The sequence below is a fragment of the Enterobacter cloacae complex sp. FDA-CDC-AR_0164 genome, assembly GCF_003071645.1.
In the GTDB taxonomy this organism is placed as follows: Bacteria; Pseudomonadota; Gammaproteobacteria; order Enterobacterales; family Enterobacteriaceae; genus Enterobacter; species Enterobacter ludwigii.
In genome coordinates this window covers 3,930,334-3,955,723 of record NZ_CP028950.1, presented here as the reverse complement: position 1 = coordinate 3,955,723, position 25,390 = coordinate 3,930,334, and the positions used below count along the sequence as shown (strand labels likewise).

The 25,390-nt window shown below is 55.2% G+C and carries 27 protein-coding genes; 17 read left to right on the top strand and 10 right to left on the bottom strand.

Annotated features, from left to right (window positions below; all coding sequences use genetic code 11):
• Positions 1 to 17: 17 nt before the first annotated feature.
• A complete protein-coding gene (locus tag AM410_RS19560) occupies positions 18 to 914 on the bottom strand; it encodes a DMT family transporter (protein ID WP_108648294.1) in 897 nt (298 codons plus the stop codon).
• 173 nt (positions 915 to 1,087) lie between these two features.
• On the opposite strand from AM410_RS19560, the gene AM410_RS19555 reads away from it, so the two are divergent.
• On the top strand, positions 1,088 to 1,960 hold the full coding sequence (locus tag AM410_RS19555; protein ID WP_025204220.1) for a helix-turn-helix domain-containing protein: 873 nt from the start codon (positions 1,088 to 1,090) through the stop codon (positions 1,958 to 1,960).
• Here the strand turns inward: AM410_RS19555 and AM410_RS19550 are convergent.
• Positions 1,940 to 3,106 (bottom strand): benzoate/H(+) symporter BenE family transporter, encoded by a 1,167-nt coding sequence (locus AM410_RS19550; RefSeq protein ID WP_020884173.1) that lies wholly within the window; start codon positions 3,104 to 3,106, stop codon positions 1,940 to 1,942. The genes AM410_RS19555 and AM410_RS19550 overlap by 21 nt on opposite strands.
• A gap of 92 nt (positions 3,107 to 3,198) precedes the next feature.
• On the opposite strand from AM410_RS19550, the gene AM410_RS19545 reads away from it, so the two are divergent.
• Complete coding sequence (locus AM410_RS19545; RefSeq protein ID WP_108648292.1) at positions 3,199 to 3,726, top strand: helix-turn-helix domain-containing protein; 528 nt, start codon at positions 3,199 to 3,201, stop codon at positions 3,724 to 3,726.
• Between the two features lie 80 nt (positions 3,727 to 3,806).
• Entirely contained in the window at positions 3,807 to 5,771 is a 1,965-nt protein-coding gene (locus tag AM410_RS19540) for a peptidase U32 family protein (protein WP_073396781.1), read from the top strand.
• Here the strand turns inward: AM410_RS19540 and AM410_RS19535 are convergent, their stop codons facing one another.
• Positions 5,772 to 6,002: a DUF2554 family protein gene (locus AM410_RS19535; RefSeq protein WP_025204219.1), complete on the bottom strand. Its 231-nt coding sequence runs from the start codon at positions 6,000 to 6,002 to the stop codon at positions 5,772 to 5,774.
• 242 nt (positions 6,003 to 6,244) lie between these two features.
• On the opposite strand from AM410_RS19535, the gene AM410_RS19530 reads away from it, so the two are divergent.
• Positions 6,245 to 6,607 carry a hypothetical protein gene (locus AM410_RS19530; protein WP_020884170.1) on the top strand — a complete coding sequence of 121 codons (363 nt, stop codon included), beginning with the start codon at positions 6,245 to 6,247 and terminating at the stop codon, positions 6,605 to 6,607.
• 158 nt (positions 6,608 to 6,765) lie between these two features.
• On the opposite strand, the gene ftrA is transcribed toward AM410_RS19530, so the two are convergent.
• Positions 6,766 to 7,767 (bottom strand): transcriptional regulator FtrA, encoded by a 1,002-nt coding sequence (ftrA, locus tag AM410_RS19525; protein WP_050736780.1) that lies wholly within the window; start codon positions 7,765 to 7,767, stop codon positions 6,766 to 6,768.
• Between the two features lie 73 nt (positions 7,768 to 7,840).
• Between ftrA and AM410_RS19520 the strand changes: the two genes are divergently transcribed.
• The 8 genes from AM410_RS19520 (at position 7,841) to zinT (ending at position 15,857) form a co-directional block, all read left to right on the top strand.
• Positions 7,841 to 8,254 (top strand): rhodanese-like domain-containing protein, encoded by a 414-nt coding sequence (locus tag AM410_RS19520; protein ID WP_025204217.1) that lies wholly within the window; start codon positions 7,841 to 7,843, stop codon positions 8,252 to 8,254.
• Between the two features lie 156 nt (positions 8,255 to 8,410).
• Positions 8,411 to 9,514, top strand: coding sequence for a cobalamin-independent methionine synthase II family protein (locus AM410_RS19515; RefSeq protein WP_047356507.1), 1,104 nt, complete (start codon positions 8,411 to 8,413; stop codon positions 9,512 to 9,514).
• A gap of 203 nt (positions 9,515 to 9,717) precedes the next feature.
• A complete protein-coding gene (gene urtA, locus AM410_RS19510; RefSeq protein WP_020884166.1) occupies positions 9,718 to 10,989 on the top strand; it encodes an urea ABC transporter substrate-binding protein in 1,272 nt (423 codons plus the stop codon).
• A 24-nt stretch (positions 10,990 to 11,013) separates the two neighbouring features.
• A complete protein-coding gene (gene urtB, locus AM410_RS19505; protein ID WP_108648290.1) occupies positions 11,014 to 12,588 on the top strand; it encodes an urea ABC transporter permease subunit UrtB in 1,575 nt (524 codons plus the stop codon).
• Positions 12,588 to 13,661: an urea ABC transporter permease subunit UrtC gene (gene urtC / locus AM410_RS19500; RefSeq protein WP_032678138.1), complete on the top strand. Its 1,074-nt coding sequence runs from the start codon at positions 12,588 to 12,590 to the stop codon at positions 13,659 to 13,661. Before urtB ends, urtC begins: the two co-directional genes overlap by 1 nt.
• Positions 13,661 to 14,458, top strand: a complete 798-nt coding sequence (urtD, locus tag AM410_RS19495) for an urea ABC transporter ATP-binding protein UrtD (protein WP_108648288.1) — start codon at positions 13,661 to 13,663, stop codon at positions 14,456 to 14,458. Before urtC ends, urtD begins: the two co-directional genes overlap by 1 nt.
• Positions 14,459 to 14,467: 9 nt before the next feature.
• On the top strand, positions 14,468 to 15,166 hold the full coding sequence (gene urtE, locus AM410_RS19490) for an urea ABC transporter ATP-binding subunit UrtE (RefSeq protein WP_014170038.1): 699 nt from the start codon (positions 14,468 to 14,470) through the stop codon (positions 15,164 to 15,166).
• A gap of 52 nt (positions 15,167 to 15,218) precedes the next feature.
• Positions 15,219 to 15,857, top strand: a complete 639-nt coding sequence (gene zinT / locus AM410_RS19485; RefSeq protein ID WP_041162947.1) for a metal-binding protein ZinT — start codon at positions 15,219 to 15,221, stop codon at positions 15,855 to 15,857.
• 48 nt (positions 15,858 to 15,905) lie between these two features.
• Here the strand turns inward: zinT and ydeE are convergent, their stop codons facing one another.
• Positions 15,906 to 17,099 (bottom strand): efflux MFS transporter YdeE, encoded by a 1,194-nt coding sequence (gene ydeE / locus AM410_RS19480; RefSeq protein ID WP_063924953.1) that lies wholly within the window; start codon positions 17,097 to 17,099, stop codon positions 15,906 to 15,908.
• Positions 17,100 to 17,346: 247 nt separating this feature from the next.
• Between ydeE and eamA the strand changes: the two genes are divergently transcribed.
• The gene (gene eamA, locus AM410_RS19475) at positions 17,347 to 18,246 is read left to right on the top strand and encodes an O-acetylserine/cysteine exporter (protein WP_020884160.1); all 900 of its coding nucleotides are present in this window, start codon (positions 17,347 to 17,349) and stop codon (positions 18,244 to 18,246) included.
• Between the two features lie 38 nt (positions 18,247 to 18,284).
• Here eamA and marB read toward each other — a convergent pair whose 3' ends face one another.
• From marB to marR, 3 genes are read right to left on the bottom strand one after another with little or no spacing between them, the layout of a single operon-like run.
• On the bottom strand, positions 18,285 to 18,503 hold the full coding sequence (gene marB, locus AM410_RS19470; RefSeq protein WP_014170042.1) for a multiple antibiotic resistance protein MarB: 219 nt from the start codon (positions 18,501 to 18,503) through the stop codon (positions 18,285 to 18,287).
• Between the two features lie 32 nt (positions 18,504 to 18,535).
• Entirely contained in the window at positions 18,536 to 18,916 is a 381-nt protein-coding gene (gene marA, locus AM410_RS19465) for an MDR efflux pump AcrAB transcriptional activator MarA (RefSeq protein ID WP_008502237.1), read from the bottom strand.
• A gap of 20 nt (positions 18,917 to 18,936) precedes the next feature.
• Positions 18,937 to 19,371: a multiple antibiotic resistance transcriptional regulator MarR gene (gene marR / locus AM410_RS19460; protein WP_020884159.1), complete on the bottom strand. Its 435-nt coding sequence runs from the start codon at positions 19,369 to 19,371 to the stop codon at positions 18,937 to 18,939.
• 256 nt (positions 19,372 to 19,627) lie between these two features.
• On the opposite strand from marR, the gene AM410_RS19455 reads away from it, so the two are divergent.
• The gene (locus AM410_RS19455) at positions 19,628 to 20,293 is read left to right on the top strand and encodes a MarC family NAAT transporter (protein ID WP_014170045.1); all 666 of its coding nucleotides are present in this window, start codon (positions 19,628 to 19,630) and stop codon (positions 20,291 to 20,293) included.
• Positions 20,294 to 20,351: 58 nt separating this feature from the next.
• Here AM410_RS19455 and AM410_RS19450 read toward each other — a convergent pair whose 3' ends face one another.
• On the bottom strand, positions 20,352 to 21,548 hold the full coding sequence (locus tag AM410_RS19450) for a sugar transporter (RefSeq protein WP_108648285.1): 1,197 nt from the start codon (positions 21,546 to 21,548) through the stop codon (positions 20,352 to 20,354).
• 177 nt (positions 21,549 to 21,725) lie between these two features.
• On the opposite strand from AM410_RS19450, the gene AM410_RS19445 reads away from it, so the two are divergent.
• Together AM410_RS19445 and AM410_RS19440 are read left to right on the top strand one after the other, a co-directional pair.
• Positions 21,726 to 22,514, top strand: a complete 789-nt coding sequence (locus AM410_RS19445) for a PhzF family phenazine biosynthesis protein (RefSeq protein ID WP_020884156.1) — start codon at positions 21,726 to 21,728, stop codon at positions 22,512 to 22,514.
• Positions 22,515 to 22,541: 27 nt separating this feature from the next.
• A complete protein-coding gene (locus AM410_RS19440; RefSeq protein ID WP_108648283.1) occupies positions 22,542 to 23,342 on the top strand; it encodes a PhzF family phenazine biosynthesis protein in 801 nt (266 codons plus the stop codon).
• Between the two features lie 51 nt (positions 23,343 to 23,393).
• On the opposite strand, the gene AM410_RS19435 is transcribed toward AM410_RS19440, so the two are convergent.
• Positions 23,394 to 24,356 (bottom strand): NmrA/HSCARG family protein, encoded by a 963-nt coding sequence (locus AM410_RS19435; RefSeq protein WP_020884154.1) that lies wholly within the window; start codon positions 24,354 to 24,356, stop codon positions 23,394 to 23,396.
• 92 nt (positions 24,357 to 24,448) lie between these two features.
• On the opposite strand from AM410_RS19435, the gene AM410_RS19430 reads away from it, so the two are divergent.
• Positions 24,449 to 25,360: a LysR family transcriptional regulator gene (locus AM410_RS19430; RefSeq protein WP_236900096.1), complete on the top strand. Its 912-nt coding sequence runs from the start codon at positions 24,449 to 24,451 to the stop codon at positions 25,358 to 25,360.
• Positions 25,361 to 25,390 lie beyond the last annotated feature (30 nt).

The following is a 25,390-nucleotide window of genomic DNA, read 5'->3' as shown; positions in this document are numbered from 1 at the left end:
CAATGCAGGCCTTTTTTTTATGCTATACGCAAACGTCTGAACCAGGTTTCCGGTTTCGTAAACATCACCATATTCCCGCCCAGAATCAGCAGTAATCCAATGATGCCGTTGAGATGCCACACGTAACCTTCATAGACCGTGGAGATGGACAGCGCCACCAGCGGGAAGAGCAGCGTACTGTATGCCGCTTTGCCCGGGCCAATGCGTCCCACCAACGTGAAGTAGGCGCCAAAAGCGATGACCGAACCAAAAATGGCGAGATAAAGCAGCGCACCAATGTAACTCACCGTCCATTCGGGGATAAAACTGTCACCCCGGAACAGGGCAATGCAGCCCATAATGACCGTACCGTAAAACATCGCCCAGGCGTTGGTGGTCATGGTCTCCAGCCCTTTTCGCTGGTGGCGCATGCTGATCATATTGCCCAGCGAGAACCCGTAGGTCCCCAGTGCTGAAAGGCCAATCCCCGTCAGCAGGGAGGCACTCCAGCCACTCGCCAGCAGGTCGTCCCAGAAGAGGGTAATGATCCCGATAAGTCCCAGGGCCGCCGCCGTCCAGAAGCGTGCGGGTGGGCGCTGACCGAAGAAAATAAAACTGTTGATAGCGTTATACAGTACGGCCATCGAGAAAATCACCGACTCCAGCCCGGTATTGATGTGCGCGGCGGCGGTGTAAAAACACCAGAAGTTGAAGCAAAAAACGCAGCATCCTTGCAGCATGCAAAAGAGATGATCCCGCAAGGCCAGCTTACGAAGCCGGCGCAGGGCAATTAAGACGATCATGATCATGGCGCAGGCCACAGCAAAGCGCCAGAAAATTGACACCGGGGCTGCGACTGGTCCCTGTTGCAGGAAAATGGCAATCCAGGTTGTTCCCCATATCACCACCACCAGTCCATAGAGTAATGCGTTCATTGTTGCTCTCTTCTCACATACTGAAAAGTGCAGTCTGGCGCGAGTGGCATGACATTGCTTTCACCGATTTGCGGTGGACTTGCATATTCTTGCGCTTTTTTGTGGCTGCAGATCTGGCATCGTGGCGCAACACTTCATAGACTGAGAGTCTGATTACTCACCCGTTAATAGCTATGTCTCGCGCTTACGATACCTTTGAAACGCTACGCCAGCAGAACGCCGTGCTGCGGGAAACCGTTGCGCTGAATTCCGGTATTCAACTGGCAGCCTGGTACAACAAGCACGACACGATAACCGTAAAAAGTAATCACCATACCCTCAGCCTGTACGTGGCGGACGGTTATGAGAGCTATCAAAAAACGCCGGGCGGCTGGAAAAACGGCGGCGGCCCGGACCGTTTCTGTCTGATGCCAAAAGAGAGTGAATCGACGTGGGATATTCGCGATGACCTGTCTTTTGTCCATCTCTACTGCACCGATGAGCATCTGCGTGATGTCGGGGAAAAAATCTGGGACAAGCGCCCGCTGTCCCTGACGCTGGATGAAAAGATCTTCGGCAGCGACCCGAAAATTACCGCGCTTTACCGTCAGTTTTTGCTCGGCTGCGACTGGCAGCAAAAAGCTAACCAGCTCACCCTGAGTACCGCGTCTACGCTGTTGATGACCCACCTGTTACAGAATTACTCCAGCGTGCAGTGGAAACTGCCGGTGGTGACCGGCGGGTTGTCGCCGTTTGTGCTGCGTAACGTGCTGGCGTTTATCGAAGAGAACCTTTCCCAGCCGCTGACGCTGGCGGAACTGGCCGAACAGGCCGCGCTGAGCGAGTATCATTTCGCCAGGATGTTCCGTCAGTCCATGGGGCTGGCACCGCATCAGTACGTGATGCAGCGTCGGATGGAGAAAGCCAAAGCGCTGGTGCAGCACACAACCACACCGCTCACCGATATCGCGCTGGCCTGCGGGTTTAACTCCGCCAGCCATTTCAGTAACCGCTTTCGCAGCATGATGGGCATAACGCCCTCGCAGCTACGCGCGGCGAAGGTGTGAAAAGACCGTATAACATACGCCGCCCAACACCAGCCCCCAGAACGCAGAGCCAATACCCAGGATCGTGACGCCGCTGGCGGTCATCAGAAAGGTGACTATTGCCGCGTCGCGCTCCGTTTCATTGTTCAATGCCTGATATAAGCTCCCGCTGATGGTGCCCAGCAGCGCCAGGCCGGCGAGCATCTGGATCCAGCTCAGGGGAAGGGAGGCCATCAGCCCGGAAATGGATCCGCCAAAAATGCCCGCCAGCAGATAAAACCCGCCTGCGGCCATGGCGGCAAGCCAGCGTTTGCTGGCATCCGGGTGCGCATCCGGGCTCTGGCAAATCGCAGCGGTGATCGCCGCGATACAGATGGAAAAGACGCCGAGCGGGGATAACACCAGTGCCAGCCCTCCGGTGACGATCATCAGCGGTGATACGGCCAGAGGATAGCCGGAAGCCTGCATCGTGGCGAAGCCCGGCGCATTCTGGGACGCCATGGTGACCAGGAAGAAGGGCACGCCAATGCTTATCAGACTGGTTAACGTAAAGGTTGGCGCGATAAACGTGGGCATCACCACGGAAAGGGTTAACTCTTTTGTGACAACGTCACCTCCCGCCCAGGCCACCATACTGCCCACCAGCAACGTGGCGACAATGGCGTAGCGGGGGGCCAGCGCTTTGGCGAACAGCCATGCCGCCAGCATGCTGCCGCACAGTAAAAAATGCCCCTCAAGATTGCTGAACGCCTGCAGTCCAAACCTGAGCAACACCCCGGCGAGCATAGCAGCGGCAAGGGAATGCGGGATAAGCTTCATCAGGCGAGCAAACAACCCGGTTACGCCGCACAGCAGAATGAGCGCGTTGGCAAAGATGAAAATCCCGATGGTCTCGGCAAGCGTTACCCCATGCAGGCTGGTGGCTAACAGCGCCGCGCCGGGTGTAGACCAGGCGGTGAGCACCGGGGCTTTATACCACCAGGAAAGCGCCAGCGTGCTGACCCCCATACCTATCCCCAGGGCCGTCATCCAGCCGGCGATCTGCTGCGCGTTTGCGCCTGCGGCAGCAGCGGCTTGCCAGATAATGGCGGCGGAACTGGCATATCCCACCAGAACGGCGACAAAACCGGCGAGAACGGCAGGAAAGAGTGAGGATGAAGGGCGCATAAAAACTCCGTTGTGCGTTATAACGTCCGCTTTAAGGTAACACTGTGCGTTATAGCGTACAAGTGGTATGATCGGTCGCATCAGGAGGGAACATGGACATCACACAACATCTTGCTTACACACTGAAAACCGAGCGTCAGGCGCGTGGCTGGAGCCTCGCCAGACTGGCGGAAGAGACCGGCGTTTCAAAGGCCATGCTCGGGCAAATCGAGCGCAATGAATCCAGCCCGACGGTATCCACGTTGTGGAAAATCGCCACGGGGCTGAACATCCCTTTTTCTGCCTTCATCACGCCGGCAACTGACAGGCAGGCGGTATTCGACCCGGAGCAGCAGGCGATGGTGGTGAAACCGTTATTCCCGTGGGATGAGGCGCTAAAGTTTGACCACTTTTCGATAACCCTCGCTGCCGGCGCCCTGAGCGAATCTACGCCCCACGAGGCTGGCGTGATTGAACACGTGGTGGTGATCAGCGGCGTACTGGAGATGAACATTGATGGCGAGTGGCAGACCATTACTGCCGATTCGGGGGTGCGTTTTGCCGGGGATAAACCGCACGCCTACCGCAACAGCAGCGACCGGCTGGTGCATTTTCACTCCCTGATCCATTATCCCCGCTGAAGCGATGCAAAACTGTTTCGCTGCCGCATACTTCTGACTACAATAGCCGCCATTTTGACCATAACGGATAACGACGAAGTATGCGCCTGCAATCCCATCATCTCGAACTCTTAAGCCCGGCCCGCGACGCCTCCATCGCCCGTGAAGCGATCCTTCATGGTGCTGATGCCGTCTACATTGGTGGACCTGGCTTTGGTGCCCGCCATAACGCCAGCAACAGCCTGAGCGATATTGCTGAACTGGTGCCGTTCGCCCATCGCTTTGGGGCGAAAGTGTTCGTGACCCTGAACACCATTCTGCATGATGATGAGCTGGAGCCTGCGCAACGTTTAATTACCGATCTCTACCAGACCGGCGTCGATGCCCTGATTGTGCAGGATATGGGCGTGCTGGAGCTGGATATTCCCCCCATTGAACTGCATGCCAGTACCCAGTGCGATATCCGCACGGTAGAGAAGGCGAAGTTTCTTTCTGATGTGGGTTTTTCCCAGATCGTGCTGGCGCGTGAGCTGAACCTGAACCAGATCCGCGATATTCATCAGGCGACCGACGCAACCATTGAATTCTTTATCCACGGCGCGCTGTGCGTCGCCTATTCTGGTCAGTGCAATATTTCCCACGCCCAGACGGGGCGCAGCGCCAACCGCGGCGACTGCTCTCAGGCATGTCGTCTGCCGTATACCCTGAAAGACGATCAGGGCCGCGTTGTGGCGTTCGAAAAACACCTGCTCTCGATGAAAGATAACGATCAGACCGCCAACCTGGGTGCGCTGATTGACGCCGGTGTGCGCTCCTTCAAGATTGAAGGGCGTTATAAAGACATGAGCTACGTGAAGAACATCACCGCTCACTATCGTCAGATGCTGGATGCCATCATTGAAGATCGCGGTGACCTGGCGCGTGCGTCGGCCGGTCGTACCGAGCATTTCTTTATTCCGTCAACGGACAAAACTTTCCACCGCGGCAGCACTGACTACTTTGTGAATGCCCGTAAAGGGGATATCGGTGCGTTTGATTCACCGAAGTTTATCGGTTTACCGGTGGGTGAAGTGCTGAAAGTGGCAAAAGATCACCTCGACGTGGAAGTGACCGAGCCGCTGGCCAACGGCGATGGACTGAACGTGATGATCAAGCGTGAAGTTGTGGGCTTCCGTGCGAATACGGTGGAAAAAAACGGTGAAAATCGCTATCGCGTATGGCCAAACGAGATGCCTGCGGATCTCTACAAAGCGCGCCCTAACGCGGCACTGAACCGTAACCTTGACCACAACTGGCAGCAGGCGCTGCTGAAAACCTCGAGCGAACGTCGTATCGCGGTGGACATTGAACTGGGCGGCTGGGAAGAGCAGCTGATCCTGACCATGACCTGTGAAGACGGTATCAGCGTGACGCATACGCTTGATGGCCTGTTCGAGGTGGCAAACAACGCGGAAAAAGCCCTTAACAACCTGAAGGATGGCGTGGCGAAGCTGGGGCAGACCCTTTACTACGCGCGTCATATCGACGTTAACCTGCCGGATGCCCTGTTTGTTCCGAACAGCCTGCTGAACCAGTTCCGCCGCGAGACGGCAGAAATGCTGGATGCCGCCCGCCTGGCTAACTATCCACGCGGCAGCCGCAAGGCCGAAACCGTTCCTGCGCCGGTTTACCCTGACACGCACTTGTCCTTCCTGGCGAACGTCTATAACCACAAAGCGCGTGAATTCTATCACCGTCACGGCGTACAGCTGATTGACGCAGCCTATGAAGCCCATGAAGAGAAGGGCGATGTGCCGGTGATGATCACCAAGCACTGTCTCCGCTTCGCCTTCAACCTCTGCCCGAAACAGGCGAAAGGGAATATTAAAAGCTGGAAGGCCACACCGATGCAGCTGGTGAATGGCGACGAAGTGCTGACCCTGAAATTTGACTGCCGTCCGTGCGAAATGCATGTGATTGGCAAGATGAAAAATCATATTTTCAAAATGCCGTCGCCGGGTAGCGTTGTGGCCTCCGTGAGCCCGGACGATTTAATGAAAACCCTGCCTAAGCGTAAGGGTAATTAATTACCGAAAGTGCGTGTCCGGTTTGCGCGATTTCTGCCACAGGTGGTGTTCGCGCAAACCTTCCGCAGACTCTTCTGCAACGCTGCGTAATTCATCGCTATCCGCTTCATGGCGGAGCTGATGCTCCACATTCTTTACCCACACATATTCATGGCCTTTATGTCCTGCCATCAGCTGACCTGAAAATAACCCACACACCAGCAATATCAGCGTTAACCCTTTTCTCATCATTATTTCACCGTTGAATGCCATCGCGGGACTATCATGCCAATAATTTCGTCGGGAAATTATTAAAATATTCAAATTAGCGCAAAGAGAGTGTCAAATTCTGTGCGGCGACAGCCGTGATGAGACTTTTCCTAAAATTAGCATCAAGTTTGTTAACCGCCAATTCTGGTACGTAATTAGCCACTAGCTTTAAGGATAAATCCTATATAATGGTTAAACTCTGGCTAAGGAATGGGTCTTGTTAAATGAAAAAAATGATAGCGCTTGCGCTGCTGGTGGTTGCTGTTGGGGCGGGTGCAGGTATTTACTCTATTAGTAATGACGAACCAGAATATATTCAGTCCGCGAAAGCACGTGTTGGGTCATATTTAACCAGCGATTACGGACGCGTGGCCTGTAATAGCACCAAAATTGATGACCAGCGCTGGCAATTAGGCTGCACCAATCAGGCAAGAGGTAAAACATTCGAGTTCGCGGTTTATCCGTCTGAAAAAGCACCGTATGGTGTGTCGCGTTCATTTTATCTGGAAGCCATCAATGATGATGCAAAACAGAGCGCGGAGCAGGGTCTGATGCGTTATTTGCAAATCAATACCAAAGCGGGTTAATCAGGCTGTTTACCTTTCATTGAGACTATGGATGTTAGTTTGTAAGAGATCCGCTGCCCGGCCATGGAGTGTCGGGACGTAGAGACCAAAATACAAATCTATCCATGCAAGCATTTACCGCCATATTATGGCGGTTTTTTTTGTCTGCAATCCGGCCACTAGCGGGCAGGACGCGAATAGTGTTTGCGATACTGGGCCGGGGAAAGGGCGAACTGCTGCCGAAAATGGTGACGCAGGGTCGATGCCTGACCGAATCCGGTCTGCTCCGCGATGCTGTCGATACTTAAGCGACTGCTTTCCAGATAATCCTTTGCCCTCAGCAGGCGCTCATTGAGCAACCAGCGCGCGGGCGTGGTGCCGGTCGCATCCTGAAAGCGGCGCAGAAAGGTGCGTTGACTCATGCCGACCCGACGCGCCAGTGAATCAACGCTGTGCGATACGGCAAGATGGGTATGCAGAAAATCAAACAGCTGACCGAGACGCTGACTTTCGCGCAGTTGCGCCACCGGGCGGCTTAGCTGCTGCGGCTGTGAGCCATCCCGGTGCGGGGGAATGACCAGACGACGCGCTACGGTGTTGGCAATTTCCATCCCATAATCCCGCCGGACTACGTGCAGGCATAAATCGATGCCTGCCGCGCTGCCCGCCGAGGTGAGAATGTCGCCGTCGTCCTGATAAAGTACATCTTCAACCACCTCGATGGCCGGGTAATGGGCCTTAAGCGCCTCAATATAGCGCCAGTGCGTTGTGGCTTTACGCCCATCCAGCAGGCCGGCAGCGGCAAGAACAAACACGCCGGAACAGATCGACAAAAGCTGGCATCCCCGCGCATTGGCCTTACGTAATGCCGCGCAGAGCGCGGGTGGAACCGGTGAATCCAGTCCTCGCCAGCCGGGCACGACGATCAGGTCGGCCGTCTCAAGCAGGGTTAAATCGCCGTCGGTGATGAGGCGAATCCCCCCGGTCGCCCGAAGTTCACCGCTGTCTACGCCCGCCACGGCAAAACGATACCATTCGTCTCCCAGCTCCGGACGCGGCAGACCAAAGATTTCCACAGCCACGCCAAACTCAAAGGTACACAAACCGTCATACGCCAGCACAATGACCTGAGGGCGGGAAATCTGTCTTAAGTTTGTCATCTTTTTGCTGTTTTCTGGCATAAACGAGCGCATTCACGGGCTGAATTTGTGGATAGAGTAGTGTTAACACAAACGCCAAAGATGAGGAAGGATCATGAGTTATGTTACTGAATTTCCGGCTGCTGAACCGCAGGAAGCCGTTACCCATTTTCTGCGCCGCCTGAGCGTCGAGACCGATTGCGCCGATGTGCATCATGCCATCACGAATCACGAGCAGGATTTCGTCCTGCTGCACGTCGTCGGAAGCCCGCAGCAGTTCGCCCGCCGTCACGTTCCCGGTGCACTACATATGCCGTGGCGTCAGATCACCGCCGAACGCATGGCCCAGTGGCCTGACGGCACGCTGTTTGTGGTCTATTGCGCCGGGCCTCACTGCAACGGTGCGGACAGAGCCGCGCTGAAGCTGGCGCGTCTGGGGCTGCCGGTGAAAATTATGCTCGGCGGGATCACCGGCTGGGAAGATGAAAAGTTTGAGTTTGCGAGCCAGGAATCGCTCTCCGCACTGTGAAGATGAATTTTTTTCAACACCCGTGAAATTTTCTCGTTTGCCGGCTGGCGGCAGGTATGACATCTTTTTTGGACATTTAGACATCCAGAAGTCTAAAGATTCAAATAATGAATTATCACTGCAGGCAATTATTGTCGGCAGATAAAGGAGATTTCCATGCAACGACACCATGCCCCATACCGCGCCGATGTAGTCGGCAGCTTTTTACGTCCGGATGCCATCAAACAGGCTCGCCTGAAATTCGCCAGCGGCGAAATTGATGCCGGGCAGCTTCGTGCGGTTGAGGATGAGGCGATCCGCCATGTTGTCGAGCAGCAGTGCGCCTGTGGCTTGCATGTGGTGACCGACGGTGAATTTCGTCGTGCCTGGTGGCACTTTGATTTCTTCGACGGTCTGCAGGGTGTTGAGCGTTACGATTCTCAGCAGGGTATTCAGTTCAATGGTGTACAGACCAAAGCCCACGGCGTGCGCGTGACCGGCAAGCTGGGCTTTGGCGATCACCCGATGCTGGAGGATTTCCGCTACCTGAAAAGCATTAGCGGCAATGCTCAGCCGAAGATGACCATTCCCAGCCCGAGCGTGCTGCATTTCCGCGGTGGGCGCAAAGACATTGATGCGACGGTCTACCCGGATCTGAAGGACTATTTTGACGATCTGGCGACCACCTGGCGGGACGCGATTCGGGCGTTTTACGACGCGGGCTGCCGTTATCTGCAGCTGGATGACACTGTCTGGGCCTATCTCTGTTCGGACGATCAACGTCGTCAGATCCGCGAGCGTGGTGACGATGCCGACGAGCTGGCGCGTATATATGCCCGCGTTCTGAATAAGGCACTGGAGGGCAAGCCGGACGATCTCACCATCGGGCTGCATGTCTGTCGCGGAAACTTCCGTTCAACCTGGATTTCCGAAGGGGGCTATGAGCCGGTGGCTGAAGTGCTGTTCGGGACGGTCAACGTGGATGCCTTTTTCCTTGAGTACGACAATGACCGGAGCGGTGATTTTGCACCACTGCGTTTTGTTCGCCCGGGCAAGCAGCAGGTGGTGCTCGGCCTTATTACCACCAAAAATGGCGAGCTGGAGAACCCGGAAGGGGTGAAGGCGCGTCTGGAAGAGGCGGCGAAATACGTGGCTAAAGAGCAGATTTGCCTGAGCCCGCAGTGCGGATTTGCCTCTACCGAAGAGGGCAACAGCCTGAGCGAAACCCAGCAGTGGGACAAAGTCCGTCTGGTGACACAGATCGCCAGCGAAGTCTGGTAAACCTTCCGCCACAGCGCTGCATTATAAAAGTGCAGCGCTGTACCATTCTGAGTCGTTCTTTTTACATCCTTCGTTACCTCTCCTGTTATAGCGCTTTATCCATCCTGGCATCCTTTTTGCTCTCTCTAAGCTGACGTTTTTATTTTCTGCGTCCACGCCGTATCGGACGCCTTTGCACAGCTTTCTTTTTCAGGAGTGAAAATATGCACCGTCGTACCTTATTAAAAGCCTTCGCATTGTCCGCGTCTGTCGTAGCTATGGGGATGAGTTTTGGCGCTCAGGCGGCCGATACCATCAAGGTGGGGATCATGCATTCCCTTTCCGGCACGATGGCGATTTCCGAAACGCCGCTTAAAGATGTTGCGCTGATGACCATCGATGAGATCAACGCCAAAGGGGGCGTGCTGGGTAAGAAGCTGGAACCGGTAGTGGTTGACCCGGCCTCGAACTGGCCGCTGTTTGCTGAAAAAGCGCGCCAGCTGCTGAGCCAGGACAAAGTGGCAGTGGTGTTTGGTTGCTGGACGTCGGTGTCGCGTAAATCGGTGCTGCCGGTGTTTGAGGAGCTGAACGGACTGCTGTTCTACCCGGTGCAGTATGAGGGTGAAGAGATGTCACCTAACGTCTTCTATACCGGCGCCGCGCCAAACCAGCAGGCGATCCCGGCGGTGGAGTACCTGATGAGTGAAGACGGAGGCAGCGCGAAACGCTTCTTCCTGTTAGGCACCGATTACGTTTATCCCCGCACCACGAACAAAATCTTGCGTGCTTTCCTGCATTCGAAAGGGGTGGAAGACAAAGACATTGAAGAGGTATACACCCCGTTTGGTCACAGCGATTACCAGACAATCGTTTCCAGTATCAAAAAATTCTCTGCCGGAGGGAAAACCGCGGTGGTTTCCACCATCAACGGCGACTCCAACGTTCCGTTCTATAAAGAGCTGGCTAACCAGGGCCTGAAAGCTACCGATGTTCCGGTTGTGGCCTTCTCAGTGGGAGAAGAGGAGCTGCGCGGGATTGACACCAAACCGCTGGTGGGCAACCTGGCGGCGTGGAACTACTTTGAGTCCGTTGATAACCCGACCAACCAGGCGTTTGTGGCGGATTACAAAGCGTATGCCAGGGCACACAAATTGCCGAACGCCGACACCGTGGTCACCAACGACCCGATGGAAGCCACCTACGTCGGGATCCACATGTGGGCGCAGGCGGTTGAAAAAGCAGGTACCACCGACGTCGATAAAGTTCGGGCGGCAATGGCCGGTCAGTCCTTCAAGGCCCCTTCAGGCTTTACGCTCACCATGGATGCCACCAACCACCATCTGCATAAGCCGGTCATGATTGGCGAAATTGAAGGTAACGGCCAGTTTAATGTGGTCTGGCAGACGGAACAGCCGGTGCGCGCCCAGCCGTGGAGTCCCTTCATTGCCGGTAATGACAAAAAGCCCGATCAGCCGATGAAAACCGCCAGCAACTAAGTTATCACCGCAGGGAGAAAAGTCATGAACGCCATACGCACGATCATCGCTATTGTGTGGCTTACCGGACTGCTGCCAGGGATGGTGCAGGCATCGGATGCCGACCAATTCGTGGCCGCCAGTCGCAGCCAGCAGGCAGAACTGTTGACGCAGTGGGCAACCGCGCCGGAGGCGGCACGGTTGCCGCTGCTCCAGGCGCTGCAGAGTGAAAGTCTCTACACCGACAGCCAGAAACATGCGTTTGCACAACGCCAGGGGGCAATGGTTCCCCTGGGTGAAACAAAAGCCGCGGCAGGCCAAACCAAAGCCGTGCGTCTGACCAACCGGCTGCGCAATCTGGTGGCGACGGCAATGGCAACCCATCAACTTTTGAGTGACAGTGTCACGGTAAGGCGTGCGGCAGCTCGTCAACTCCAGCGGGATGCGCAGCCTGAAATGCTCGATTTCCTGCAAAAACGGGTGAGCAGCGAAACGGATGATGTGGCCCGTCAGTCGCTGATGCTGGCGCTGGCGAACCTCCAGCTGGCAAGTCCGCAGGCTGCGGTGCGCCTGAACGCTGTGGCGCTGTTAGGGCAATCAGACGATCCGGACGTTCAGTCCCGGCTGATGCCGTATACGCAGGCAGGATCGGAGCCGGATGCCGGCGTGCGTGCTGCCGCTGCCGAAAGTCTGAAACAGATTGAGCATCGCCTGATGTGGGGCGATCTGCTTGGTCAGGCGTTTATGGGGCTCTCGCTGGGGTCGGTACTGTTGCTCGCCGCGCTGGGGCTGGCAATTACCTACGGCCTGCTGGGGGTGATTAACATGGCTCACGGGGAGATGCTGATGCTGGGCGCGTACGCCACCTGGATGGTTCAGCAGGTGATGGCCGGCTTCGCCCCACAGTGGCTGGCGCTCTACCCGATCGTTGCGCTGCCGGTGGCGTTTATTGTGACCGCCAGCATCGGGATGGTGCTTGAGCGTACCGTTATTCGTCATTTGTATGGCCGACCGCTGGAAACGCTGCTGGCGACATGGGGTATCAGCCTGATGATTATTCAGCTGGTACGCATGACGTTTGGCGCCCAGAACCTGGAGGTGGCAAACCCGGCATGGCTGTCCGGTGGCGTGCAGGTGTTTGCCAATCTGACGCTGCCGTGGAACCGCATTGTGGTACTGGGTTTTGTGCTGCTGGTGCTGTTCTTCACGTGGCTCATTCTGAACAAAACCCGTCTTGGACTGAACGTGCGCGCAGTGACGCAAAATCGCAGCATGGCAGCCTGCTGCGGGGTACCGACAGGTCGCGTCGATATGCTGGCCTTTGGGCTTGGCTCGGGGATTGCGGGTCTGGGGGGCGTGGCGTTATCGCAGTTAGGCAACGTTGGGCCAGAACTGGGCCAGGGTTACATCATCGACTCGTTCCTCGTGGTGGTGCTTGGCGGGGTGGGTCAACTGGCAGGTAGCGTGGCCGCGGCGTTTGGGCTGGGGATCTTTAATAAAATTCTCGAACCGCAAATGGGGGCAGTATTGGGCAAGATCCTGATCCTGGTGGCGATTATTCTGTTTATTCAGAAACGTCCGCAGGGGTTATTCGCACTGAAAGGGAGGGTTACTGACTGATGAGCCAGCCGCTTACCTTAACGCTGGCGCGCAAAGCGCCACGCACGACGCAGATAGCCGGTAGCCTGATCGTGGCCTGCCTGCTGATTTTACCGTTTTTCGCCTTACTGCCCGCGACGCATCCGCTGGCGATTTCGACCTGGATGCTCACGCTCACGGGTAAGATCCTCTGCTATGCCATTGTCGCCGTGGCGCTCGATCTGGTGTGGGGCTATGCCGGAATGCTCTCCCTGGGCCACGGTATCTTCTTCGCGTTGGGCGGCTATGCGATGGGCATGTACCTGATGCGCCAGGCAGCGGGTGACGGGCTGCCCGCGTTTATGTCGTTTCTCTCCTGGAGCGAACTGCCATGGTTCTGGTGGGGGACGCAGCACTTTGTCTGGGCTCTGGTATTAATTGTGATGGTACCGGGGCTGCTGGCGCTGGTGTTTGGCTGGTTTGCCTTTCGCTCAAAAATCAAAGGGGTCTATTTTTCGATCATGACCCAGGCGCTGACGTACGCGGGGATGTTGCTGTTCTTTCGCAATGAAACCGGCTTTGGCGGGAATAACGGCTTTACCGGTTTTACCACGCTGCTCGGGTTCTCCGTTACCGCGACCACCACCCGTATCGCGCTGTTTCTGGCTACCGTGATGCTGTTGCTGATAGCGCTGGGCACAGGCTTCGCACTGGCGAAAAGTAAGTTCGGTCGCATTCTGACCGCGGTGCGTGACGCCGAAAACCGCCTGACGTTTTGCGGGTACGATCCCCGCGGTTTCAAGCTGCTGGTGTGGACACTTTCAGCCGTACTCTGCGGTCTGGCTGGCGCACTGTATGTGCCGCAGGTGGGCATTATCAACCCGGGTGAAATGTCGCCAACCAACTCAATTGAAGCGGCCATCTGGGTTGCGCTGGGGGGGCGCGGCACGCTGGTCGGCCCGGTAATAGGCGCGGCGCTGGTGAACGGTGCGAAGAGCGTCTTTACCGTTGCCCTGCCGGAATACTGGCAGCTGTTTCTGGGGCTGATATTCATCGCCGTGACGCTGTTTTTACCACGCGGTGTCTACGGTCTGTTTCGTAAGGGAGAACACTAATGCAGCCAGCCGAAGAATTATTTACCCGCCAGTTACCCGGGGATCGCTATCGCGACCAGACCGATCCGGTACTGCAACTTGAAGCCATCAACGTGAATTTCGATGGTTTTCAGGCGCTGACGGACCTCTCACTGAACATTGGCGTGGGTGAATTGCGCTGCGTGATTGGCCCAAACGGTGCGGGAAAAACGACATTAATGGACGTGATTACCGGCAAGACGCGGCCTAAAAGCGGCATAGCGCTGTACGATCAGTCCATCGACCTGACGGCGCTCGAACCCGCCGAGATTGCCCGCCGGGGCATCGGACGTAAGTTCCAGAAGCCCACGGTCTTTGAAGCGCTCACGGTGTGGGAAAACCTTGAGATTGCGATGAAAACCGACAAATCCGTCTGGGCGAGCCTGCGGGCCAGACTCAACGGCGAGCAGCGGGACCGTATTGACGAGATGCTGCTCTTGCTGCGGCTTGGCGGTGAGCGCAATCGCCGCGCCGGGCTGCTTTCGCACGGGCAAAAGCAGTTTCTGGAGATTGGCATGCTGCTGGTGCAGGACCCGCATCTGCTGTTGCTGGATGAACCGGCGGCCGGAATGACCGACGCGGAGACCGACTATACGGCTGAGCTGTTCAGAACCCTTGCGGGCAAACACTCCCTGATGGTGGTCGAGCATGATATGGGCTTTGTCGAAACCATTGCCGATCACGTGACGGTACTGCACCAGGGACGCGTGCTGGCGGAGGGGTCACTTCGCCAGGTACAGGCGAATGAGCAGGTCATAGAAGTCTATCTGGGACGCTAAGGAGCCGTCATGTTACAGGTGAATGAACTGAATCAGTATTACGGCGGCAGTCATATTCTGCGCGGGGTAAGTTTTGAAGCGGCGACCGGTGAAGTGACCTGTCTGCTGGGGCGCAACGGGGTGGGGAAAACCACGCTGCTCAAGTGTCTGATGGGCCTGATCCCGGTAAAAACAGGAGACATTATCTGGCAGGGAAAAAAAATCACCCACAGCAAACCGCACCAGCGCGTGCAGTCCGGTGTGGCCTATGTTCCGCAGGGGCGTGAGATTTTTCCACGCTTAACGGTCGAGGAGAATCTGTTGCTCGGGCTGTCACGCTTCCCCGCCCGCGACGCAAAGCGCGTCCCGGAGGATATCTGGCAGTTGTTCCCGGTGCTTAAAGAGATGAAGCATCGTCGTGGAGGCGATCTCTCCGGCGGTCAGCAGCAACAGCTGGCGATTGGTCGCGCCCTGGCGAGCCGGCCACAGCTGTTAATCCTCGATGAACCCACGGAAGGTATTCAGCCGTCGGTAATCAAAGAGATAGGCCTGGTGATCCGCAAGCTGGCGGACAGAGGGGATATGGCAATCCTGCTCGTAGAGCAGTTTTACGATTTCGCCGCTGAACTTGCCGACAGCTATCTGCTGATGTCGCGCGGGACCATCATTCAGCGTGGACGGGGCGATACAATGGAACAAGAGGGCGTTCGCGGACTGGTTGCGATTTAAAATGTTATATTATAACATCCTCATTCTTATAAAACGGAGTGAGGAGTTTGTTTTGGCTGCACATATTGGCAAATTTGCAATGACTCTGGGGGCGCTGCTGGTAAGCGGTCAGCTGTTTGCCCATTCGCATGGTCATCAGATGACGGAAGCGGAACAGAAGGCGGCGAACGGCGTCTTTGAGGATAAAGACGTCAAAGACAGAAAGCTGTCTGACTGGGATGGGACATGGCAATCCGTCTATCCGTTTTTGCTCGATGGCGCGCTGGATCCGGTTTTTAAACAGAAAGCGCAGAAGGATAAAAAATCCTTCGACGAGGTGAAAGCTTACTATCGCACAGGGTATGCGACGGACGTTGAGGCTATCGGCATCGAAAACAACGTGATGGAATTCCACAAAGGTAAGGCTATCAGTCGCTGCCAGTATGATTACAGCGGCTATAAGATCCTGACTTATGCATCAGGTAAGAAAGGGGTTCGCTATCTGTTCGAGTGTAAAGATCCGGACAGCAAGGCGCCGAAGTTTGTCCAGTTCAGCGACCATACCATCGCCCCAAAAGCCTCTTCCCATTTCCATATCTTTATGGGCAACACCTCCCACGAGGCGCTGCTAAAAGAGATGGATAACTGGCCGACGTACTACCCGAACGAAATGTACAAACAGCAGGTGGTCGACGAGATGCTGCACCATTAATGGCCTGCCCGATGCCGGGTGGGCGTCATGCCGCCCGGCGTCGAGGACTTAAGCCACTTTCGGCATTTCGCACCACGCCTTCACGCTCATTCCGCGCAAAATCATCAGCCAGGCAATCACGATGGCAACCATCATGATCGCAAACAATGACCAGTGCGGCAGGTTGGTAAGGATAATACCGGTGATCATCGGGTTTGCCGCCGCCCCAAGCCAGCCCAGCGCCTGTGCAGAGAAATAACTCGCTTTCATACCCGGCGGGGCAATATTGTCGATCAGCATATATTCGCCCGGTGCATAGATAATCTCACCCAGCGTAAACACCGCTGCCGCAATGCCCCAGTAGACCAGGTTTTCCCCGGAGAGCATAAAACCGCCCAGACCCAGGACGAAGAAGAGTGTTCCCACCGTCATCAGCGGACGTATATTGGTGGCGGAGATCTTGCGACCGATAACGTATTGCAGGGTGACGACCACCGCAGCATTCACCGGCAGCACCACGGCGACCACGTTTTGCGCAAAGTTGCTGTCGGCATTCGCAGCCAGCACGTACTGCGAAATACAGCTGGCGAATGACCCGCCCACATACGACGCCAGCAGGCCGGAAAGGGTGTACCAGAAGAGGGCGCGGTCTTTAAGCAGTACTGACGGTTGCCACGGCATTTTCTCTTCGGTGGCATCGAGCGCAACGCTTTTTTGCACGAAGAAATGGATAAAACCGAGCGGCAGTGCGGCACAAAAAGCGGCCAGCCAGAACGGCAGCTGCAGGCTGTACATCACCAGTAAGGTGCCCACCGGCGGCCCGATCGTCCAGCCAATGTTCAGGAAGCTATAGTTTAGCGAGAAAACGCGCGCTTTTTGACTCGAGGTCAGCACATCGGCAAACCAGGCCTTCAGCACCGTTGAAAACACCGAATAGGCGCAGTTAATCAGGGAAAAGAAGAGCACCACCAGCGTGACGTTATCCACCAGCGGGATAGCAACAAACCCGGCAATAAAGGCGACGATAGACATCAGCATGTAGCGCTTTTTATCAAACTTATCGGCGAGGATGCCAAACCCCATACTGAATACCACACCGACGGTAAGCGCAATGGTCAGGGCATAACCAATATTCTCGACGCTCATATTAAATACACGCGTGAGATAGATGGTCATAAACGGCAGCGTTGCCCCACGACCAATGGTTAATAATAACGACGACGCCAGCAGCGCTGCGGTTGAGCGCCTGAGTGATGGTTTCATATTCCTGCCTGACAATTGCGTTTGGTTTTTTGAGCCGCAGAGATTCTGGCCGCGCTTGCTCGCCGCCATCCTGCAACGTGTATTATTTTAGGTATATATCAGGAGTATCACGACATAAGGGGCTTGTATAGCACCTAATTTATCCGTAAGTGCTTCAGTTGACTGCCAGAAATAATGATCTTCTCGTGGCATGTTTTTTTCGTTACCTTGAAGTGTTTACAAAAATTTAATTATTCAGGGGCAGAGTATGACGCGAAAAGACGGGCTGCTGGCGTTGCTGGTGGTTATCGTATGGGGTCTGAATTTTGTGGTCATCAAGCTTGGGTTGCATAACATGCCCCCACTCATGCTGGCCGGTTTGCGTTTTCTGCTGGTGGCTTTCCCGGCGCTCTTCTTTGTCGCGCGCCCGAAAATTCCGTTCAGACTCTTACTGGGATACGGCCTGACCATCAGCTTTGGCCAGTTCGCGTTTCTGTTCTGCGCCATTAAGTTCGGGATGCCCGCCGGTCTGGCTTCTCTGGTGTTACAGGCTCAGGCGTTCTTTACCATCATTCTCGGGGCGTTTGTCTTTGGCGAGCGTTTGCAGGGTAAACAGCTGGCGGGGATCACCCTTGCGGTGTTCGGCGTGCTGGTGCTGATAGAAGCCAGCCTGAACGGGCAGCACGTGGCGTTACTGGGCTTTATGTTAACGCTGGCGGCGGGACTGAGCTGGGCCTGCGGGAATATCTTCAACAAGCTGATTATGCAGCATGAGGCGCGCCCGAAGGTGATGTCGCTGGTGGTCTGGAGCGCCTTGATCCCCATTGTTCCGTTTATGGTTGCGGCGCTCATTTTTGATGGGCCGGACGTGATGCTGAAAAGCCTGGTGGAAATCGATCTCACCACCATTTTATCGCTGATCTACCTGGCGTTTGTGGCCACCATTATTGGTTATGGGATCTGGGGATCGCTGCTGGGTCGCTACGAAACCTGGCGCGTTGCGCCGTTATCCCTGCTGGTTCCGGTGGTAGGGTTGGCCAGCGCCGCGCTGTTGCTCGATGAAAAGCTGAGTGCGCTGCAGCTGCTGGGGGCCGTGCTGATCATGGCCGGGCTGTACATCAACGTGTTTGGTTTGCGCGTGCGTCGGGTAACGCGGGCAAGAGGATAGGCATAAAAAAAGCCCCGCATCCGCGGGGCAAAAACGAATCAGAAGCTGTGCTGATTATAATAAGGCACGCCTAACTCGTCGGATTTGTCACTACCAGCACCCATGTGGTTGAAGTCATAAGGTGACTGGTCATGTGCTGACGGCAAAATCATCGTATCACGATTATTTTGCTGCGTTGCACGAGGGGTTTGCTCCGCGAAGGTCTGGCTGGAAAACAGCACCAGCAAGGCGAGGGCGGCGGAGGCTGTAACTTTCATGATTTCCTCGGTTACGTCTTTACAGGCGATGATTAACTACAATGTTTTAGTGGATACAGGTATCGGGATTCACCCGGCACGCTGGTAATACGGTATTTGTGAGGCGGCACGTCGAAGTAGTTCTTAAACGTACGCGTCAGGGTTTGCTGTGATTCAAAACCGTAACGTTCCGCCAGATAAAGGATCGGCTCATTGCTTTCTTTCAGCTTCTGGGCAATTTCCGTCAGCTTGCGGCTGCGAATATATTGACCTAATGAATGGCCGGTCTCTTTTTTGAACATCCGTTGCAGGTGCCATTTGGAGTAACCTGAACGCTCTGACACTTTTTCAAGGGAGAGCGGCGATTCCAGGTTATCTTCGATCCAGTCCAAAATGCTATGAATAGTAATAGCGTCAGTATTGCGTCTGGACATCGTCATACCTCTTTTTCTGTTTACGGCAGTATTTTCTTAAGCAAAAGCTCAAGCGTTGCCACTTCATCTGCCGTTAAGTTTTTTGTTAGTTCCTGATGCAGTGTTTGTCCTACTAGTTGATGACATTGCTCGCACATCGCCGCGCCATCGCTGGTGAGTTTCACCAGGACGCCGCGTTTGTCATTCGGGTTAGGGCTTCGTTCTATCCATCCTTTGCAAACGAGACGATCGAGCATGCGGGTTAGCGCACCCAGATCGACAGAGAGCACCTTTTTCAGCTCAACCGGCGTGATACACACTTCGCAGCGAATGGAGCACAGCACTTTGAACTGCGTGGCGGTGATATCCAGCGGTGACAGATAGTCATTGAGCAGGCGATCTTTTTTCTGGTTAACCATATGAATAAGACGACCCAGCGGAATAATGTCGTTAAAGAGATCACTGGTGCTTTTCACAATGGTTGCCCTGGCAAGTAGTTTAGTCACGGCAGATATTATTGCTCAGGCAAGTATAAGTCAACTGAATGGATCAGCGGATGCCACGAATTGCTAAAACGTTTCATGAACTTTTTTTGCATGCTTTCAATTCAAATAGATAACGAAGGGTTATCGTTAATGACCGTAAATAATCGTTACGTTGAGCGAATGGCTGAACGTCACACTTTCACCCTATAATTGCGGTGATAAACATGGATAAGGACAACGACGCACTATGTTGGATTTGATTAAAGCAATTGGTCTGGGGCTGGTGGTATTGCTGCCGTTGGCTAACCCGCTAACGACGGTTGCGCTCTTCCTGGGGCTGGCAGGGAACATGAACAGCGCCGAGCGTAACCATCAGTCGATGATGGCCTCGGTCTATGTGTTTGCCATCATGATGGTGGCTTACTACGCAGGACAACTGGTGATGAACACCTTCGGAATCTCTATCCCGGGTCTGCGTATTGCCGGCGGACTGATTGTCGCCTTCATCGGGTTCCGTATGCTGTTCCCTGCGCAGAAAGCGCATGAGTCACCTGAGGCCAAAAGCAAATCCGAAGAGCTGGAAACCGAGCCCAGCGCGAATATTGCTTTTGTCCCGCTGGCGATGCCCAGTACGGCGGGGCCAGGAACGATTGCGATGATCATCAGCTCCGCGTCAACGGTGCGGGATGGTTCGACCTTCCCGGACTGGGTCATCACGGTTGCGCCCCCGCTGATTTTTGCACTGATTGGTATCATCGTATGGGCATCCTTGCGCAGTTCAGGCGCGATCATGCGCTGGGTCGGTAAGGGCGGTATTGAGGCGATTTCCCGCCTGATGGGCTTCTTACTGGTGTGTATGGGCGTGCAGTTTATTATCAACGGCGTGCTGGAGATTATTAAGACGTACCATTAATCACCCGCCCGGTAATGCAAAACGGCAACCTCGGTTGCCGTTTTACGTTGACTGCGGTCTACCTGTGATGGGCCTGTTCTTCCAGTGCGACCGGCCATTTACGGAAGATGAGCAGGGACCAGATGAGCGCCACCAGTGCCGGAATGGCACCCAGATAGCCAATCGCCGACATCGACACGTGAAGGCTAATCTGATTTCCCAGAAGCGCGCCCGCGCCAATACCGAGATTGAAAATCCCCGAGAACAGTGACATCGCCACATCCGTTGCGTCCGGCGCGAGGGCCAGCACCTTCACCTGCATACCCAGACCGATAATCATGATCGCCACTCCCCAGAACAGGCTCAGGACGGCCAGATGACCCTCGCTGCCCGCTGCTGGCATGAGTAACACCAGGCACGCCAGCAGTAAACCAATGGCGCTGCTGACCAGCGCCGACGCGTGCTGATTGCCGAGCTTACCAAACAGAATACTACCAATAATGCCCGCGCCCCCCAGGATCAACAGCAGAACGGTGGCAAAGTTGGCGCTAAAGCCGGCCACGACCTGAACGAACGGCTCGATATAGCTGTAGGCGGTGTAATGTGCCGTGACCACAATGACCGTCAGCAGATAGATACTCAGCAATGCCGGACGACGCATTAACAGCGGCAGGCTTTTCAGCGAGCCGGAGTGTTCGCTTGGCAGCTTCGGCAGCAGTTTAATCAGGCAGACCAGGGTGATCATTGCCCCCATGCCGATAGCGAAGAACGTGGTTCGCCAGCCAAAGTATTGCCCAACGATACGGCCAATCGGCAGGCCCAGGACCATAGCCAGTGCCGTGCCGGTGGCTATCAGGCTCAATGCCTGCGCGCGTTTTCCCGCAGGTGCCAGGCGGATGGCCAGTGACGCGGTGATCGACCAGAACACGGCATGGGCAAAGGCGATACCGACGCGGCTGATGACCAGCACCGTAAAGTTCCACGCCAGAAACGACAGGACGTGGCTGACGATAAACAGAGCAAACAGCCCGATCAGCAGCTTTCGCCGTTCCATCTGGCTGGTCATCAGCATAAACGGCAGTGACATCAGTGCCACCACCCAGGCATAGATGGTCAACATAATGCCCACCTGCGCGGTTTCCATCTGGAAACTTTCAGCGATGTCAGACAACAGCCCAACCGGAACAAATTCTGTGGTATTAAAAATAAACGCGGCAATTGCCAGCGTGACCACTCGTAGCCACGCGACTCTGCGGGTAACTGTGTTCGTTGTCATAGCGATGTCGGAGATTCGTTGCTGAAAAGAAGAGGAGACGATCTTAAAACGTCAACAGGCGAAAACTCAACCATTATGTGATGCAGATCTCAAAATTAACCTGGTAAAAGCGGTAGCCGGGGGCATGGTTTTCATTGAATATAAAAGAACATCACAACAAAAACAGGCGGTAAGACAATGCAGGAGATTGATTTTTATCTGGTAGATGCGTTCAGCAATGCCTCTTTTGGTGGAAACCCGGCGGCCGTGTGCCCGTTAGACGCATGGTTGCCTGATGAGACACTGCTCAGAATGGCACAGCAGCATAATCAGTCGGAAACGGCGTTTTTCGTCTGCAGTAAAGCGGGAATTGAGTTACGCTGGTTTACCACCCTTACCGAAGTCAACCTTTGCGGACATGCCACACTGGCAGCCGCGTACGTCCTGTTTAATGAACTCAACTATCCTGACCCGCGTATCCACTTTGATACCGCCTCTGGCCAACTGACGGTTAGCCGGGAAGGGGACTGGATGACGCTGGACTTCCCGGCATGCCCGACGCAGGAAGAGACGCCCCCGCCGGCGATGCTTGCGGCGCTGGGGATCGGCCATTACGTAGAAGCCCGTAAGGGGCGAGCCTGGGTGGTGGTTCTGGAAAACCGCCAGCAGGTTGAGGCGCTTGCGCCGAATATCTCGGCAATGACGCCTGGCGAACATAAGGTCAGCGTGACGGCGCGGGGAGAGGGGGATTATGATTTTGTGAGCCGCTTTTTCTCACCGGGAGTTGCCGTCTGGGAAGATCCGGTCACCGGATCCGCGCATACAATGCTTATTCCCTACTGGAGTGAAAAACTGGGTAAAACAGCGATGTTTGCCCGCCAGGTGTCGGCTCGTGGCGGTGATATGCGCTGCGAACTGAAAGGTTCACGTGTGCTGATGAGCGGGCAGGCCTCGCTTTATCTGAAAGGCACCGTCTTTCTGCGCTAAATAACCATAACAAAAGAGGAAAAGACAATGCAGGAAATTGATTTCTATTTGGTCGATGCCTTCAGCGACAGGGCGTTTGGCGGCAACGCAGCGGCGGTTTGCCCCCTGGAAGAGTGGCTGCCGGACGAGACGCTGCTCAACATGGCGCAACAGCACAATCAGTCTGAGACGGCCTTTTTCGTACGCACTGACGGCGGATTCGAGCTGCGCTGGTTCACTACCCTTGACGAAATTAACCTGTGTGGACATGCCACACTGGCGGCATCGCATGTCATTTTCGAATACCTTGATTATCCACACACGGAAATCACCTTCACCACCCGTTTCGTCGGCGAGCTGACGGTAAAACGCAGCGGTGACTGGCTGACGCTCAACTTCCCGGCCTGGCCGACGGAGGTCGTCGATAATCCGCCAGCGCTGCTGTTGAGCGCGCTGGGCATTGAGCGGGCAAAAGAGGTGCGTGTCGGGCGCGACTACATGGTGGTGCTGGAGAACCAGCAGCAGGTAGAGGCCCTTACGCCGGATATCTCAGCAATGATTCCGCTGGATAAGATGGTCTGCGTCACGGCACCGGGCGATGAATATGACTTCGTCAGCCGCTTCTTCTGTCCGGGAGAAGGGGTGCCGGAAGATCCGGTCACGGGGTCCACTCACAGCATGTTGATTCCCTACTGGAGCGAAAAGCTGGGCAAAACCGTGCTGAACGCGCGCCAGGTCTCGCGACGGGGCGGGGATTTACGCTGTGAACTGGCGGGGGACCGGGTGTTAATCGGCGGTCAGGCCACCCTGTATCTGAAAGGGCATATCTATCTACGCCAGGCGATGTAAGCCAGGAATGGGCCACCGTCATTTCATCATTGGGAATGACGGTGGCTTGCGTTAATCAAACGTGCGTTTTTCCCCCTGCCAGCCAGACGTAATCAGAAATTCACGCCACGTTAAGGTGGCAGGGTTTATGGTTCTGCTCCAGGTAAGATCCCGGTCTTTTCCGTAATAGCCGTAGTTCACGGCATATTCCGTCATGCCGGTAATTTCACTGACCAGTGCCGCGTTGTCTGCGAAATCGGGGAAGTGGTGAAGGAGTGCTTCTCGCGTGTAGGCTGAGCGATACCGGGCTTTTATGCCGGTGACCTCCGTGAAGGTTTCCACCATCTCACGCGGCGAAAGACACTCACCGACAACGGGTAACGTCATGCCGTTGTAGTGTTCGGGGTTATCGAACATCTCAAGCACCGCAGGGCCGGTCGCCGTGAGCGGGTCGACAAAGGGCGCCCGAACGTCTTCCGGGAGATAGAGGGGAAAGATCAGCTCGTCGCCTTCTTTACGCGGCGGATAATATTCGGCCAGATTGGTGTAAAAGAACGCCAGTTGAATAAACGACGCGCTGACGGGGAGTGTGCGGATGTACTCCTCAATTCGGCCCTTATCGCTGAAATGAGGAGCCCATAGAGTTCCGGCCGTTATTCTCTCGACGTTTTCCAGACTGCTGAAGACAAGGTGTTTTACGCCGGCGTTGACGGCGGCATCTGCAAGCCTGTAACCCAGCGCCGTTTCACCCGTTGGCATCTGCGTCGATACGGGGATGAAACCTGGTGTCATCAGAAACGCCCCGTCTGACTCGGCAAACGCCCCGATCAGATGCGCATCATTGCCTGTCTGAAGGGTGATTTGTCTCAGTTCAGCACCCCGTTCCGCCAGCTGTTTCGCCGCAGGAGAGTCCGTGTTTTGCGTTAAGGCGCGCACCCGATAGCGCCCACTTTGCAGCAGGGTTCTGGTTACGCTACGTCCTTGTTTACTGGTGGCACCAAAAACTGTTATGAGTGGTTTTTTATCATACGACATTTCATTCTCGCTCTGTGTTGTTGCGGTAGTGCATTATCGGAATGCGGGCGGCGAGCGTGAAATCGATTTATTTCTTACATGATATCCATCCTATGAATACCAAAAAGCCTGACGTAAACCTGCTGCTGACTCTGGAAGCGCTGGTCGCGGAGCAAAATGTCACCAGGGCCGCCAGCCGGCTTTGTCTTAGCCAGCCTGCCGTCAGCGCGCAGCTTAACCGGTTGAGGGGGATGTTTAACGATCCGTTATTGATCCCGGGGCGCAGGGGGATGACGCCAACCCCCAAAGCTCTTGAGCTGATGGCGACGCTTGGCGGGGCGCTGGCAAAAATACGGGATAAGCTGCAATCACATGAGGACTTTGATCCGCTGCACGATTCGCTAACGGTCTCTCTGGCCTGTACTGATTACGTGCAGGCCGCGGTCATTATGCCGCTGATTGTGACCCTGCAAGAGATTGCCCCCGGCGTGCGTATTGCTGTCAGGAATTACGATCCGCATCAGCTGGCCCATCAACTGAGCTCAGGCGATGTTGATGCTGCCATAGCCACGCCAGACCCTGCGCAGGCGCAGCTCAGAACGCAACATCTTTATGACGAATCGTACGTGCTTATCGGGCGCCCTCAGCATCCTGAACTGAACGACCAACTGACAATGGAAGCGTTCGCAAAACTTGAGCATATTATCGTGTCCCCCTCGGGAGGCGGTTTTACCACGCCGCTCGATGTCATGCTGGCGGAGTCAGGGTTGCAACGTAAGGTTGCGGTGTCTGCGGCATCATTTCTGTTTGTTCCCGGCATGGTGCAGATGAGCCATCTGGTAGCACTTGTGCCCCGACGATTGATTATGGGAACCGTTAACCCGCTCACCGTGGTGGAACTCCCCTGGCTGAAAGAGACGTTTGACGTCAGTCTTATCTGGCATGAACGCAGCCATAACCACGCCGGACAACGCTGGCTAAGGGATACCCTCGTCAGCCTGAACGGCAATGCTGATATAAGTTAACGGTATGAAGCACGTGTGCAGGGCTGCGCT